At 63.8% G+C, this 13,978-nt stretch carries 13 protein-coding genes; 6 read left to right on the top strand and 7 right to left on the bottom strand.

The window, feature by feature from the left end; translation table 11 throughout:
- Positions 1 to 23: 23 nt before the first annotated feature.
- Positions 24 to 662 carry a LysE family translocator gene (locus F0184_RS13165; protein WP_150496646.1) on the bottom strand — a complete coding sequence of 213 codons (639 nt, stop codon included), beginning with the start codon at positions 660 to 662 and terminating at the stop codon, positions 24 to 26.
- Positions 663 to 839: 177 nt separating this feature from the next.
- Between F0184_RS13165 and F0184_RS13160 the strand changes: the two genes are divergently transcribed.
- Entirely contained in the window at positions 840 to 1,505 is a 666-nt protein-coding gene (locus F0184_RS13160) for a hypothetical protein (RefSeq protein ID WP_172972104.1), read from the top strand.
- Here F0184_RS13160 and F0184_RS13155 read toward each other — a convergent pair.
- The 4 genes from F0184_RS13155 to F0184_RS13140 form a co-directional block, all read right to left on the bottom strand.
- Positions 1,484 to 2,167 carry an SAM-dependent methyltransferase gene (locus F0184_RS13155; protein WP_150496645.1) on the bottom strand — a complete coding sequence of 228 codons (684 nt, stop codon included), beginning with the start codon at positions 2,165 to 2,167 and terminating at the stop codon, positions 1,484 to 1,486. The genes F0184_RS13160 and F0184_RS13155 overlap by 22 nt on opposite strands.
- A gap of 3 nt (positions 2,168 to 2,170) precedes the next feature.
- Complete coding sequence (locus tag F0184_RS13150) at positions 2,171 to 3,457, bottom strand: BtaA family protein (protein ID WP_150496644.1); 1,287 nt, start codon at positions 3,455 to 3,457, stop codon at positions 2,171 to 2,173.
- Between the two features lie 149 nt (positions 3,458 to 3,606).
- Positions 3,607 to 4,923, bottom strand: a complete 1,317-nt coding sequence (locus F0184_RS13145; RefSeq protein ID WP_208998466.1) for a L,D-transpeptidase family protein — start codon at positions 4,921 to 4,923, stop codon at positions 3,607 to 3,609.
- Positions 4,924 to 5,156: 233 nt separating this feature from the next.
- Positions 5,157 to 6,491: a dihydroorotase gene (locus F0184_RS13140; protein ID WP_150496643.1), complete on the bottom strand. Its 1,335-nt coding sequence runs from the start codon at positions 6,489 to 6,491 to the stop codon at positions 5,157 to 5,159.
- Between the two features lie 183 nt (positions 6,492 to 6,674).
- Here F0184_RS13140 and ygfZ point away from each other — a divergent pair, with 183 nt between their 5' ends.
- From ygfZ to F0184_RS13115, 5 genes are all read left to right on the top strand, one after another.
- Positions 6,675 to 7,577: a CAF17-like 4Fe-4S cluster assembly/insertion protein YgfZ gene (ygfZ, locus tag F0184_RS13135; protein ID WP_244299169.1), complete on the top strand. Its 903-nt coding sequence runs from the start codon at positions 6,675 to 6,677 to the stop codon at positions 7,575 to 7,577.
- A gap of 23 nt (positions 7,578 to 7,600) precedes the next feature.
- Complete coding sequence (locus F0184_RS13130; protein ID WP_150496641.1) at positions 7,601 to 8,257, top strand: YfbR-like 5'-deoxynucleotidase; 657 nt, start codon at positions 7,601 to 7,603, stop codon at positions 8,255 to 8,257.
- Positions 8,258 to 8,318: 61 nt separating this feature from the next.
- Complete coding sequence (locus F0184_RS13125) at positions 8,319 to 8,828, top strand: tyrosine phosphatase family protein (RefSeq protein WP_150496640.1); 510 nt, start codon at positions 8,319 to 8,321, stop codon at positions 8,826 to 8,828.
- A gap of 26 nt (positions 8,829 to 8,854) precedes the next feature.
- Positions 8,855 to 9,835 (top strand): NUDIX hydrolase, encoded by a 981-nt coding sequence (locus tag F0184_RS13120; RefSeq protein ID WP_150496639.1) that lies wholly within the window; start codon positions 8,855 to 8,857, stop codon positions 9,833 to 9,835.
- A gap of 418 nt (positions 9,836 to 10,253) precedes the next feature.
- The gene (locus tag F0184_RS13115) at positions 10,254 to 11,399 is read left to right on the top strand and encodes a cell wall hydrolase (RefSeq protein WP_244299167.1); all 1,146 of its coding nucleotides are present in this window, start codon (positions 10,254 to 10,256) and stop codon (positions 11,397 to 11,399) included.
- A gap of 20 nt (positions 11,400 to 11,419) precedes the next feature.
- On the opposite strand, the gene nadC is transcribed toward F0184_RS13115, so the two are convergent.
- Both nadC and F0184_RS13105 read right to left on the bottom strand, forming a co-directional pair.
- Positions 11,420 to 12,280 carry a carboxylating nicotinate-nucleotide diphosphorylase gene (gene nadC, locus F0184_RS13110; RefSeq protein WP_150496637.1) on the bottom strand — a complete coding sequence of 287 codons (861 nt, stop codon included), beginning with the start codon at positions 12,278 to 12,280 and terminating at the stop codon, positions 11,420 to 11,422.
- Positions 12,281 to 12,296: 16 nt separating this feature from the next.
- A complete protein-coding gene (locus F0184_RS13105; RefSeq protein ID WP_150496636.1) occupies positions 12,297 to 13,907 on the bottom strand; it encodes an L-aspartate oxidase in 1,611 nt (536 codons plus the stop codon).
- Between the last annotated feature and the right edge of the window lie 71 nt (positions 13,908 to 13,978).

Genomic DNA, 13,978 nt, shown 5'->3' with positions numbered 1-13,978 from the left:
TCCGCCGCGACGGTTGCGGATCTTCAGGCCAAAAGCTCAAGCGCAAGGTCGCCATAAATCAGCGCACCGAGAACGATGAGGATCGTGCCGGCGATTTGGTTTGCCCGGTCCAGCCATCGGTCATCGATCTTGTGGCTGTACCGGGACACAACAGCTGATAGGCCGGCCCACCATGTGCACGCCCCGGCCGAAACGCCCGCGACCATCGCCAGGGCGCCGGTATGATTGCCGTGCTCCGGCCGCCAGTCCCCCAAACCGCCGACAATCGCGACAAAGGCAAAAGCTGCCGCCGGATTGGTGATCACCATGGCGAACGCGGCGGTCATGTCACCGACAAAGCTTGGCGCGCCACCGTTGCGTTTTGTCTCAAGATGCGGCCGTGTCCTCAGCACCTTGAGGCCGAAGACGATCAAGACAAGCCCGCCCACCAGCTTGATCAGATCGACCTGCGTGTCGATGAAGCGGGTGACAGCGGACACGCCGAAGACGGCCACGGCGGCATAGATCGAATCGGCCAGGGCCGCCCCCAGGCCGACAAACAACCCCTGGCGAAAGCCGCTTTGCGCCGCATGCTGGATGGCCATCACGTTGACCGGGCCGACCGGCGCGGTTGTCAGGATCCCCATGCCGAAGCCAATGGCTGCATATTCCAGAAGATTCACGTCCGGGGCCTTTCCTTGTGTTGGGCCCGGACACCGCTACCGGACTATCGGGTCGACTACCATATTCGCGGCGGCTGGCAAGAAATCCATGCCGCCTCGTCGACCAATGGTCGCAAAAGCCCTTAGAATGTGGTTAAGAGGCTGGGAATAACTCTGGTTGAGGAGGGGTCGGCGCCAGTGTTTCGCACGCTCGTTTGCGCAGCCGTGTTTGCATGTCTCGTTTTGGCCGCGCATGCAAAACCGGTTCTCACGGACACGATTGAACTGGTTCCGCCGGTAGCTCCAGCCGGAACCGCCATCCCGGCTGAAGACACGGCTTCCGAGCCGCCGGACGAACCCGGGCCGGCCGTTGCGGCGGATCCTGCCGGCGAGATGCCGCCCCTGCAAGTGCAATACGATCCGGGTTCTTTACCCCCGCCGGTCCGGCGGATGCGGGAACAACTGCGCGAGGCGGCAATCCGTGCGGATCTCGACCGGCTGCGCATGGTTCTGGAAAGCAATGAGGTCCCGCCGACCCTGTCGCTGACGGCGATCGGTGATCCCATCGAGTTCATCAAGACCAGCTCGGGCGACGGCGAGGGCTACGAGACCCTGGCCATCCTTCTTGACGTTCTGGACGCGGGATTCGTCCATGTGGACCAGGGCACACCGCAGGAAATGTACGTTTGGCCCTATTTCGCCAGATATCCGTTACATGAACTTACCGCGGACCAAAAGGTCGAGCTCTACCGCATCGTCACGTCGGGCGATTTCGAGGAAATGATGATCTACGGCGTCTGGACATTCTACCGGGTCGGCATCGGCCCGGACGGAACGCTGCACTATTTCGTCGCTGGCGAATGAGCCTCCGCCATTACGGGCCCGAGCTCGGCATAGACCGCGTAGCCCCGATAGAGCGCTTGCGCGGCCAGGAGCCGGCCGCTCTGGCGGCTGGTAAGGGCCAGGACATCCGGTAGATCCGCGCGCGGCGTAACGTGGAATGTGGCCAGCCATTTGTGGAGACCCGCGCGGAACCACCCAGGAAGCCGCTCCTGCTGCCCGAAATCGACCACCGTCAAATGGCCTGAGGCAGACAACCGGGCAAGACCCGCCTCGATCGCCTCGCGCCAGATGGGCATCATGGACAGGGTGTAGGAGTAGAACACCCGGTCATACTGCGCCGGACCGGCCCCATCGAGCGCCTTCGGATCGGACGCATCGCCCTGAACCAGGCAAATGCGGTCCGACAGGCCGGCCTTTGCGATGGTGGCCCGCGCGGTTTCCAGCATCTGGTCCGAGATATCGAGCCCGACAAATCGCACATCCGGATACCGGCGGGCGGCCGCGACCAGATTGCGCCCGGTCCCGCATCCCATTTCCAGAACCGTTCCGCCGGCCGGGGGCTGGAGGCGGGCAATCAGATGATCCCGCCCCAGAAGGTAGTATTTCCGCGTCAGGTCGTAGACATGCCGCTGATTGCGGTAGATGGTGTCCATGAGCCGCGCGGTGTCGGTCGTCCCGGTCATGGCTTATCCAGCATGAACATAAAGGTGGAAGCCGCCATAGATCGATGAGCGGTCCTGCTGCCCCCACTCCAGGCTTTCTTCGTCCTTGTAGATCCAGCGGTCCAGAATGGCGTCACTCACCCGCCCGGGCAGCAGCGTCGGCTCGGCGGCCGTGCGGAAGATCACGCGGGCCCCCGGTTTGGCGGTTCTGGTTATTTCGAACCAGAGCGCATTGAGTTGCGCATCGGTCATCCAGTCCTGGGCGTCGAGCAGGACATAGGCATCGAGGCTGCCGTCCGGTTCCCCTTGAAGATGTTCCGTGAAGTTGCGGTTCAGAACGCGCACCCGCCCGGCCCTTTCGCGGATGGTCTCGAAATGCTCGGGCCGCAGATAGGGCGGAAGCGGACCGGATGGACCGGTCGACGAGCCGCCCTCCCCGGCAGTCCCCTCGCCCGCCACCGGCGCGTAGCCGCGGGAAAACGCCTGCCAGGCGAAATAATTGTCCTGAAGGGAAAAGTCACAGGCCAGTTTCTTCAGCCTCTGACGCAGAACATCGGACATATTGCCCTCGGCGCTCGCGGTCACCAGCGCGTCATATTGCGCCGGCGGGATACCCAGGCCGTAAAGGGAAACCTTCTTCGAAGTTGCCCAGCGCACAAGCCGCTTGTCAAACAGGGGAGCCAGGGCCGTATCAAAGAAGCTGCGTTGTTCTTCCAGCGTTTTCGCCTTGACGAAATGCTTCGGATCAATGCCGTAGAGCTTTGCCACGAAATGGCCAAGGCCGATGCAATAGCCAAGCAGGCCGTGGTGATAAAGATCGCGGGAAAACAGGGTGATCCGCTTTCTGCCCCATCCGGCGACGTCCCGGCCTTCCCAATAGGCGCGCGAGTCCGGGTCGAGCTCATCGCGCAAAAACCGGTTATAGGCGGCGATGTTCGCCTTCTCGTCCGCTTCCCCGAAGAACCGGTAGAAGGTCTCATAGTTCGGAAGGTTCCGGGCCGCCAACAGCTTCAACCGGCCGAGCGCCACATGCGCGCGGTTCAGATCGACCGCCGTGATCTGGGCCGGATCGGCCGTGAGGTAGGACATCACATTGCATCCGCCCGAGGCGATCGTGACCATCCGGCAGTCGGGAGTGAGCTGCAGCGCCCGCATGTCCACCTCCGGGTCTTCCCAGATCTGGGGATAGACCAGACCCTTGAAGGCAAACGTGAAAAGCCGTTCCAGCACCCCATCGCGGGATGTGGCACTGGACCGGTGCACGGCATTTTTCAGCCTGGCTTTCGATGCCGTCAGCGGGCTCTTCGACATCCGTTTCTCCCTCTATCTCAGCGTCTCGGATCGACCTTCGATAAGGGATGCTCGCAACAGTTTGGTGACGGTTTGCGACCCAACACCAAATGATCCGGATAAATGAAAACCCGAGTGGCTGCGCGGTCTTCGGCAACTCCGCGACGGGATCAGCGCGTGATCACGACAAAATCCGTCCCAAGATCGGTGTGCCGCTGGAAACTGCGATCGGTCACGATCAGCGATGAACCGGGGGTCAGGATCGCATCGAGTTCCGAGCGCACACGCGCCGGAAGTTCCAGCCGGTCCAGCACGGCCGCTCCCGATCCGCCGCGCGCGCCTTCTGCGGAGACCGCGATCCATTCCACCGAGGGATCGCCCAAAGCGAAATCCAGCGCAGTGAACACATGGGTTCCGATCTCTTTGTCCGGTTCACGCAGGCGAACCGGAGCCTGATAGACATCCCGGAACTTGCGCCGTACCCGCAAGGTGGCATTCGGGGCAAGGTCGTAGCCGGCTTCACTGAAGATGCGTTCGACCAGGCTGTCGGTGATGTTGCCCGTCACCGGCACCTCGGCAGCTTCCTGATACAGGCGGATCGCGCGCCGGGTCATGGGCCCGATCACCCCGTCCACCGTACCCGCGTTGAACCCCAAGTCGTTCAGAGCACGCTGCAGGGCCTGACGCCGTTCGCGCTCGCTGTCGGGTGTCACGATCATCCGCAAGGGTTCATCGAAGAAGGGATTTTCCGGCATCCTGATGAGCGGTTCAGTGCTGGCCGATGCCTCACTGATGGTACCCCGCAAACTGTGAGCCTCGGGACGGTCTTCAATGGAAAGGCTGGCAACATCCGTGCGGAAACTCAGGGGCTGCGGCAGGGACGGATGGTTGATCCGCAGGGGCAGCGTTTTCTCGCCGGTCACGATGACTTGCGTTCCCCGGGAGGTTTGCCCGAACAGGCTCTCGGCGAAGGCTTTGGGCAACCGGACGCAGCCATGGGAGGCGGGATAACCGGGAAGACGCCCCTCGTGCAAGGCAACACCGGACCAGGTCAGGCGTTGCATGAACGGCATCGGCGCGTCGTCATAGAGGTTGGAGAAATGGCGGCGGCGCTTTTCCAGGATCGAGAAGACGCCGGTCGGCGTGCTGTAGCCCTGCTTTCCCGAGGAAATCGGAGCCGTCTCGATCAGGTCCTTGCCCTGATAGACACTGATTTCCTGCTCCGTCAGCGACACGATCAAATGAAGCGGGGGACGCGGCTTTTCCGGGGCTTTTTCATCCCCCGCCTGGTCATTGGCAAGGGCCGCGGAGGGTGCCGCCAGAGACATCACAGCCCAGACAAAGGCCGAGACAAACGCGCAGGCAAGGGCCCGGTTGCCGAAACGGTTCCCGATCCGGTCCAAAACCCCGCAGCCAGTCCGGCCCGGCACCCGGCCGAACCCGGTGCCGCTGCCTTCAAAGGCGCTTTGACTATGCTCAACCACCATCCCCGAGCCCCACACGAAACCAAGTCAGCTCGTCGCGCAGACTACAACGCGGCTGTGTACTTTGGGTTATGAGAAAGGGTTAGCAAACCCTTTCCAAGCCTTCCGCCGGGAAAGCCTAAGCCAAAGCGGCCGGAGACAAAACGGGATTTTTAACGAATCTTTCATTTTTGACCGGGCGTGCGGCGGATCCGGACGGCCCGTCCGCACAGCTCCAAGGGCATTCGTCCAAACGATCAGGCCTTGGGCAGACCATCCTGAAACAGAATGGCCTCGCCTTTTGACGGGGTGGAAAGTTCGCCCTCCCACATCACCTTCATCCCCCGCACGATGGTGCCGATCGGCCAGCCGGTCACGGTTTTGCCATCGTATGGCGTCCACCCGGCCTTGGAGGCAATCCAGTCATTGGTGATGGTCATCTGCTTCTTCAGGTCGACAACCGTGAAATCGGCATCGTAGCCCACGGCGATGCGGCCCTTGCGGGCGGTCTGGAACAAGCGGGCGGGGCCGGCGCTGGTCATGTCGACGAACCGCGCCAGGCTCAACCTGCCGGCATTCACATGGTCCAGCATCGTCGGCACCAAGGTCTGCACGCCGGTCATGCCCGAGGGCGAGGCCGGGTACGGCTTTTGCTTTTCTTCAAGGGTGTGCGGGGCGTGATCGGAGCCCAGAATGTCGAGGATCCCCTGGTCCAGTCCTTCCCACAGGCGCGCGCGATGGCGCTCGGAGCGGACCGGCGGGTTCATCTGGACGAGGCTGCCGAGCCGCTCGTAGGCCTCGTCGGTCAAGGTCAGATGATGCGGCGTGACCTCGATGGAGGCGACGTCCTTGTGATCGATCAGGTAGTCGACTTCCTCGGCCGTCGACAAATGAAGGATGTGGATCTTTGCCCCCACTTCCCGCGCGATCCCGACCAGCCGCTGGGTGCATTGAAGGGCCGCGATCTCGTCGCGCCAGACCGGATGCGAGCGCGGATCGTTCTCCACCCGCAGGTGCTTGCGCTCGTTCAAGCGATACTCGTCTTCCGAATGAAAGGCGGCGCGCCGGCGCGTGGCGCTGAGAATGTCACGGACGCCCTGATCGTCCTCCACCAGCAGATCGCCCGTTGAGGACCCCATGAAGACCTTGATACCGGCGGCGGCCGGCAACCGCTCAAGCTCGGGGATGTCCTTCACATTTTCGCGCGTGCCGCCAACCCAGAACGCAAAATCGCAATGCATCCGGTGATGCGCGCGCCGGACCTTGTCCGCAAGGGTGTCCGCTGTCGTCGTCAGGGGGTTGGTGTTGGGCATTTCAAACACCGAGGTGACCCCGCCCATCACCGCGGCACGCGCGCCGGTTTCAAGGTCCTCCTTGTGCTCGATGCCCGGTTCGCGGAAATGCACCTGGCTGTCGATCACCCCGGGCAGGACATGCAGCCCGGTACAATCCGTCACCTCTCCGGCTTTCGCTGTGTCGATGGAACCGATGGCAACGATCATCCCATCCTTGATGGCAATGTCACGGATGCCTTCCCCGTCCTGATTGACCACGGTGCCACCCTTCAGAACGAGATCATAAGTCTGAGCCATCAAAGTCCTCCACGCCGCATGTTTCTGAATTCTGGCTTTGGCTTATACTCAGGCGCGTGGGTCGAGGCCAGTGATTCCGCCACGGATCCGGTCTTGGCAACCGCAAGAACCAATCACTTGCCGGGGATTGGCCTAATGCTTATGTCCCCGTCAAGAACCATGAAATTCATCAAGGGGGTGGCGGTGAACCAGCCAGTTTTCGCAGTGTTGGACAATCGTGGACTGCTGCACGTGTCGGGGGAACAGGCGCATTCGTTCCTGCAGAACCTCGTCACATGCGACGTGGATCAGGTTGCCGCCACCGGTGCGGGCTTCGGGGCGCTTTTGACGCCGCAGGGAAAGATCCAGTTCGATTTCCTGGTCGTCAAGACAGCCGAAGGCTACCTGCTCGACACACCGGCGCCGCTGGTGGCCGATCTGAAGAAGCGGCTGACCTTCTACAAGTTGCGGGCCAAGGTCGCCCTTGACGATGTCACCGGCAGCACTCAGGTGGTTGCCGTCTGGCGTGGCAAGGCGGACGGCGCGGACGGTGTCCACGTGATCGAGGACCCGCGTTTCGAAGCGCTCGGCCAACGCCTCTACGGTCCGGCGGAGACCATCGAGGCCCTGCTCGCGCAAGGGGGCGCGAAAGATGCGGGCATCGAAGGCTATGAGCGGCATCGGATCGGCTACGGCGTACCGCAAAGTGTCGCCGATTTCGGGATGGGCGAGATCTTTCCACATGACGCCGACATGGACGATCTCAACGGCGTGTCGTTTACCAAGGGATGCTACGTGGGACAGGAAGTGGTCTCCCGGGTCCATCACCGGGGCACGGCCCGCAAGCGGTTCGTCAGCGTCACCAGCAAAACGCCGCTTCCCGATCCTGGAACGGCGATCGAAACCGGCGGAAAGGCGATCGGCGCCCTGGGGTCCAGCACCCGAACCGGCGATGGCTTCAAGGGTCTCGCGCTCCTCAGACTTGACAAGGCCGGGGCAGCCCTGGAGAAGGGCGCGTCCATCACCTGCGGTCAGGAGAGCGTCGCGATCGAGTTGCCCGGCTGGGCCCGCTTCGGGTGGCCGGCGCAGGAAACCGCGGCCGACTGACCGGACACACCGCCCAAGGACCCATGGCCGCCGACCGTTCCGAATCCCCTCCCCGTGCCTGGCAACGCATGCTTTCCGGACGCCGGCTCGATCTGCTGGACCCTTCTCCGCTCGACGTGGAAGTGTCCGATATCGCCCATGGGCTCGCCCGCGTGGCGAGATGGAACGGCCAGACACGGGGCGACAACGCATTTTCGGTCGCCGAACACTCTCTCCTGGTGGAGGAGATCGCGCGGCGGCTGAAGCCGGATCTATCGCCGAACTGGCAGCTTGCCATCTTGCTCCATGACGCCCCCGAATATGTAATCGGCGACATGATTTCTCCCTTCAAGGCGGTGATGGGCGGCGCCTACAAGGACGTCGAAAGCCGTTTGCAGGGCGCCATTCACCTGCGCTTTGGCCTGCCGGCCGAACTGCCCGCGGCCATCAAGAAACTGGCAAAGCGGGCGGATCTGATTTGCGCCTATTTCGAGGCCGTTGAACTGGCCGGTTTCGACGAAAGGGAAGCCGCGAAACTGTTCGGCCGTCCCCGCGGCTTCCAGGCCGACAGCACAGGCCAATTGCGGCTGGGCTTGACCCCCTGCCCGGCGCTGGACGCGCAGACCCGGTTCCTGGACCGGTTCGCCGAGATCGAAGCGCTTCGCGAAACTGGGAACAACGGGGCGGCGCGGCGCGCTTAATGGGTGACCTTGCCGCCGCATCCGGTTACGATTCGGGCTTACAAGAAATCAGCGGTCCATCATGCTTCACGTGTGTTCCCTTTCGAAACTCAATGAAACCGTCGAAACATCGGGGGCGACACATCTCATCACGCTGATCAATGGCGAGATGGCTGTTCCGCGGCCACCGGCCATCGCCGCGGAGCGCCACCTGTTCCTGGCGTTCAACGACATCGTCGGCCCGGTCGAGGGGCTCGTTCCGCCCTCCGAGGGCCATGTCGACCGCCTGCTCTCGTTTATCCGCAAGTGGGACCGCACCTCCCCCCTCGTGATCCACTGCTGGGCCGGGATCAGCCGTTCGACGGCCGGAGCCTACATCACCGCCTGCGCCCTCAATCCGGATCGCAGCGAACAGGACCTCGCGCGGCTTTTGCGCAAACGGGCGCCGTCCGCCACGCCCAACGCGCGGCTGGTGGCGATGGCCGACAAGATCCTGAACCGCGATGGCCGGATGATCGATGCCATCCGCTCCATCGGGCGCGGCGCCAATGCGTTCGAGGGAACGCCCTTCGTCCTGCCTCTCGAGGGCTAGTCTTTCCAGGGAGTGTTGCCTCTTCCATGCCCGGTTCCCCTTCGCTTGAGATCGGTCTGAACGCTGTCATCGTCTCGGTGGCCTCGGGCATGCCGATGATCGTTGAGGTCGATGATCCGGACGGGGTGGAACCGGACAGCTTGCCGTTCGGCCCGTTCGATCCGCTTCATCACCGCACGTTCGAGATCGGGCTCAGGACATGGGTCGAGGAACAGACCGCCTTGCGTCTGGGCTATGTGGAGCAGCTTTACACGTTTGGAGACCGGGGCCGCCACCGGGTCACCGGCGACGCCGGGCCGCATGTCGTCTCGGTCGGATACCTGGCGCTCACCCGCCAGACCGCGGGATCGGAAGACGTCCTGGCCCGGCATCATTCCGCCTGGCGCTCGTGGTACGATTATTTCCCCTGGGAGGATTGGAGGAACGGGCGCCCCCAACTGCTGGACGAGGAAATCCTTCCCGCGCTTGAGGCCTGGTGCAGACGGGAGCCACCGGAAGGCACCCCCGCAAGGGCGCTCGGCCGCTCCGAGCGCCTCAATCTGGCCTTCAGCACCACTTCCAACACCTGGGACGAGGAGCGGGCGCTGGAACGCTATGAACTGATCTACGAGGCGGGTCTCGTGCCGGAAGCCCGGCGGGACGGCCGGGCGGCAGCGCTGGAACGCACGCGCATCCCGCCGCTTGGCCGGCCCATGCGCTTCGATCACCGGCGGATCCTGGCGACGGCGCTGTCCCGGCTGAGGGCCAAGCTGAAATACCGGCCCGTGATTTTCGAACTCATGCCGGAAGCCTTTACCCTTACGGAATTGCAGACCTCGGTCGAAGCCATTTCGGGTCGGCACCTGCACAAGCAGAACTTCCGCCGGCTGGTCGAAAACGCCGACCTTGTCGAACAGACAGGCGCGACCTCAACCGCAACCGGCGGGCGGCCTGCGGCCCTTTTCCGGTTCCGCCATGCGCTCTTCAACGAACGCCCCGCACCGGGCCTGCGTGTCGGCGGGCGGTAAAGCAGCGGGCCTTTCTTGAAAAGCCCCCAATGCGCGGCGCCTCTGGCAGCGATCAGCTTCCCGAAAGCGGTTTGTCATAGGATCAGCCCGTGCAACGGCGGCGCGGCAGACCTGCCTAAGCGGGATCCTTGCATGTTTGTTAACCGGACCCGATGGCCTTGACCGGTCTTTGACGGAACGTTTCCGCCAATTTTCGGCGTATTAACGGTCTTTCAAGGTTAAGCGGAGAAATTGGATCTGCGTGCCGGATTTAACACGGCATTCACCAAAAGGGTTTCCGGGCCGCCCGGAAACGCGCGTATCGAGTTGGAGTTGGCTGCGTATGTTTGGCCCGCGTACCCGAAATGTCCGCCGACAAACGTCCGGCGATGCGTCCCCCGCCCCCAAGCGCGTTCGTTGGCGCCGCGGGAAAACCGCCTTGCTGGCGACACCCCTGGCCTTCATGCTGCTGACAAGCCCGGCGGAGAACGACGATATCGTCAGTTTTCTGGCCGCTCAAAAGCAGGATGCCCCAAGGTGGACGATGGCGCTGGAACCGGCGGATCTCGTGACCAGGCTCGCGCCGACGCAGCATCCGCTCGACACCGCGGAGTTGGACCCGGCGGCGGCTCCCTTGATGACCCTGACATCCGGAGTCGGCGGCATCGAAACCGCGCCCTTCGCCGGCAGCGGGGCGCTTACCAAGGATTCGGCTGCCGCGACCGCGCCGCGCACCCCGCCCATCAACCGGACGGCCAAGGGCGACCGCAAGATCACGCTCGCGCCGGACCGCCAAATGGTGGACATGGCTGCCGGCAATCTCTATGCCATGCGCAGCATGATCGCGAATGACAAACGCCGGGAAGAAATGCCGCGTGTAGCGTTCGTGAAGCCGACGCCACTCGAAAATGAGGGCCGGCTCCGAAGCCCTGGCACCTCCGACCCGGCTTTTCCTGGAAACGGCCCCCTTGATCTTCAGCAGACAATGATGGCGCGGAATGCTGCGGCCGTGAGCTTTTCCATGGTGTCCGCCTACGCCCCAGACACGGTGCAAGACACGACAGAACCGTTCCGGGCCCTGTTCGGCGCAAGCAAGTACGAACAGGACCCGCCGCCGCCGGAAGACCCGGTGAACCCCCATTGGTGGGCGCAAAAACCGCTGCCATTGTCCGTCAGCACCGAAAAGGAACAGAAGTGCCTGGCGGAAGCCATCTATTTCGAGGCACGGGGCGAGAGCGAGGAAGGCCAGATCGCCGTTGCCCAGGTGGTGCTGAACCGGGTCAAGAATCCGGCTTACCCGAACACGATCTGCGGCGTCGTCTATCAGAACCAGCATATGCGCAACCGCTGCCAGTTTTCATATGCCTGCGACGGCATTCCCGACCGGATCCTGAGCCTTGGCGCATGGGAAAAAGCCAAGCGGATCGCCCGCGAAGTGTCCGACGGCAAATCCTTCTCCAAGATGGTGGATGCGTCGACCCACTACCACGCGACTTATGTCAGCCCGCGTTGGGCCCGGTCCATGGTCAAGCGCGGACAGGTCGGCCTTCACATCTTCTACAAGACCCATGCAGGCGGCTGGTGAAACGGAGCGCCGCCCCCGGCCTACCCGATCTCGATATCCAGACCGAAGTCGAGAATCGGCGCGGAGTGGGTGATCCAGCCACTTGAAATGAGATCGACCCCGCTTTCGGCCACAGCGGCGACCGTGCCGATTGCGATCCCGCCGGATGCTTCCAGCAGAACCCGGCCGCCGGCGATGCGCACGGCCTCGGCCAAAGCCGCCGGATCCATGTTGTCGAGCATCACGACATCGGGTTCTTCGCTCAGCGCCTCGCGCAATTGATCGAGCGTATCGACCTCAACCTCGATCTTGACCAGATGCCCCGCATATGCCTTGGCGGCCCGGACGGCTTTCGCGACACCGCCGGCGACCGCGATGTGATTGTCTTTGATCAGGATTGCGTCATCCAGGCCGAACCTGTGGTTCATGCCCCCGCCGCAGCGGACAGCGTATTTCTCGAACGCCCGCAGGCCGGGCGTCGTCTTGCGGGTGCAAACGATGTGCGCCTTGGTATGCGCGATGGCTTCCGCGAATTGCGCGGTGGCCGTCGCGATCCCGGACAGGTGGCACAGAAAATTCAGCGCCACACGCTCCGCCGAAAGAAGCGGGCGCGCAGGCCCGGTGATCCGGGCCACTGTGTCACCGGGCTTCAGACGATCCCCGTCCGTCCGCAAGACCGAGACCGAGAGGCCGCCACCGGTTTGCCGGAATGCGCTTTCCACGAAACCAAGCCCGGCAACGCGCCCGGCTTGACGGGTTCTGATCACCGCTTCGGCCTGGACTTCAGCGGGGATCGTCGCCTGACTGGTAATGTCGCCCGCGCGCCCAAAATCCTCGATCAGGGCCGCGCGAACGGCGTCGTCGATGAGAATGGCCGGGAGGATGGGGAGTTGCGCGGACATTCGTCGCCTCCTTCTCTTATGCGCTTTCAGCTTCGCCCAGGGCGGACGCCGCGATTTCGTCGACTTCGGCCAGGGTCGTGAACGTGCGGTGCGCCCACGCCGGGTCCATGTCGGGGAAATCCGAACGGGCATGGCCGCCCCGGCTTTCCGTCCGCTTCAACGCGGACGCCGCAATGATCCGGCCCGTGATCATCATGTTCTTGATGCTGTCCCGCACGCAGACTTCTTCGGCCCGCGCGATGTCGGCCAGCGCCTGCTTGAGACCGTCCGCATTGCGCTCGACCCCCACATTGCGCGACAGGGTTTCCCGCAAGACGGTGATGGCCTCCTGTTCGGCCGTGTTGCGCTGGCTCGGCAGGCCATCCGCCTGATCCAGTTCGGCCCAGTGGGTCGCGCGCGGGGTCGGCATGAGGCCCTGGATGTCTTCCGCGATCCGGGCCGCAAAGACCACCGCCTCAAGCAGCGAATTGGAGGCGAGCCGGTTCGCCCCATGGGCGCCGGTGCCCGCGACCTCGCCCGCCGCCCATAGGCCGTCCAGCGAGGTCCGGCCGTTGGCGTCGGTCAGCACGCCGCCCATGTGATAGTGCTCGGCCGGAGCCACCGGGATGGATTGGGTGACCGGATCGATCTCCGCTTCCTTGCAGGCCGCGTAGACGGTCGGAAAGTCCTCCTCGAACCGGGCGCCGATGGCGGCGCGGCAGTCGAGATAGGCGCCGCGGCCGGACGTGATTTCGCGGTGGATGGCCCGCGCCACAACATCGCGCGGCGCCAGTTCCCTGTCCGGGTGCAGATCGTCCATGAAGCGCTCGCCCGCGCCATTGACCAGAATGGCGCCTTCGCCGCGCAGGGCTTCGGTTGCCAGCGGGGCCGGGTCCTTGCCGACATTCAGCGCGGTCGGATGGAACTGGACGAACTCGGCATCGGCTATCACGGCCCCCGCCCGCGCGGCCATCGCCAGCCCGTGCCCATTGGCCTCGCCCGGATTGGTGGTCACGGCATAAAGGTGGCCGATCCCTCCGGAGGCCAGCACGACGGCCTTCGCCGGGAAGGCCATGCGCTCGAGCCCGCCGCGCCGCCGGGCCAGCACGCCGGTCACATAGCGGCCCTCGACCATTAGACTCTCGCCCATATAGCCTTCGATCACGCGGATGGACGGGGTGTTCCGGACGGATTGGATCAGGGCATCCATGATGGCGGAGCCGGCCATGTCGCCGCGCACGCGCACCACACGGTTTTCCGAGTGGGCGGCTTCCCGGGACAGGCGCAACCGGCCTTCCAGGTCCTTGTCGAACGGAACCCCATAGGACAGCAGATCGCGCACCCGGTCGCCGGCCTCGCCGGTCATCTGCTCGACAATCTTGCGTTCGCAGATGCCGCAACCGGCCGCCATGGTGTCCGCCGCATGCTGAGCGGCGGTGTCGTTTTCCGAGACGGCCGCCGCCAGCCCGCCCTGGGCCCAGGCAGACGAGGCGCCATAGCCGATGGGAGCGTTGGAAATGACGGTCACCGGCCTTGGCGCCAGCTTCAGCGCGCAGAACAGCCCCGCAAGGCCACCCCCGAGGATAACGACGTCGTCGACGTCCTTGCCCACAAGCGCGGGCATGAAATCAGCTGCCGAAACGGCCATGGCATTGCCTCATTGGACACCGCGTTCCGGCCCGGAACGAACCGGCCGGGGCGGCGTTTTTGAAAAACGGA

Origin of the sequence: Roseibium aquae, assembly GCF_008711285.1 — a bacterium.
GTDB classification, from domain to species: domain Bacteria; phylum Pseudomonadota; class Alphaproteobacteria; order Rhizobiales; family Stappiaceae; genus Roseibium; species Roseibium aquae.
Note: the sequence above shows the minus strand (reverse complement) of the source record. Positions and strands in the feature narration are given on the sequence as shown.

Bases quoted from the DNA above. Each gene is read 5' to 3' on its own strand.
- F0184_RS13155 (WP_150496645.1), bottom strand. From the start codon at position 2,167: ATGACCGGGACGACCGACACCGCGCGGCTCATGGACACCATCTACCGC.
- F0184_RS13150 (WP_150496644.1), bottom strand. From the start codon at position 3,457: ATGTCGAAGAGCCCGCTGACGGCATCGAAAGCCAGGCTGAAAAATGCC.
- F0184_RS13145 (WP_208998466.1), bottom strand. From the start codon at position 4,923: ATGGTGGTTGAGCATAGTCAAAGCGCCTTTGAAGGCAGCGGCACCGGG.
- F0184_RS13140 (WP_150496643.1), bottom strand. From the start codon at position 6,491: ATGGCTCAGACTTATGATCTCGTTCTGAAGGGTGGCACCGTGGTCAAT.
- F0184_RS13130 (WP_150496641.1), top strand. From the start codon at position 7,601: ATGGCCGCCGACCGTTCCGAATCCCCTCCCCGTGCCTGGCAACGCATG.
- F0184_RS13125 (WP_150496640.1), top strand. From the start codon at position 8,319: ATGCTTCACGTGTGTTCCCTTTCGAAACTCAATGAAACCGTCGAAACA.
- F0184_RS13120 (WP_150496639.1), top strand. From the start codon at position 8,855: ATGCCCGGTTCCCCTTCGCTTGAGATCGGTCTGAACGCTGTCATCGTC.
- nadC (WP_150496637.1), bottom strand. From the start codon at position 12,280: ATGTCCGCGCAACTCCCCATCCTCCCGGCCATTCTCATCGACGACGCC.
- F0184_RS13105 (WP_150496636.1), bottom strand. From the start codon at position 13,907: ATGGCCGTTTCGGCAGCTGATTTCATGCCCGCGCTTGTGGGCAAGGAC.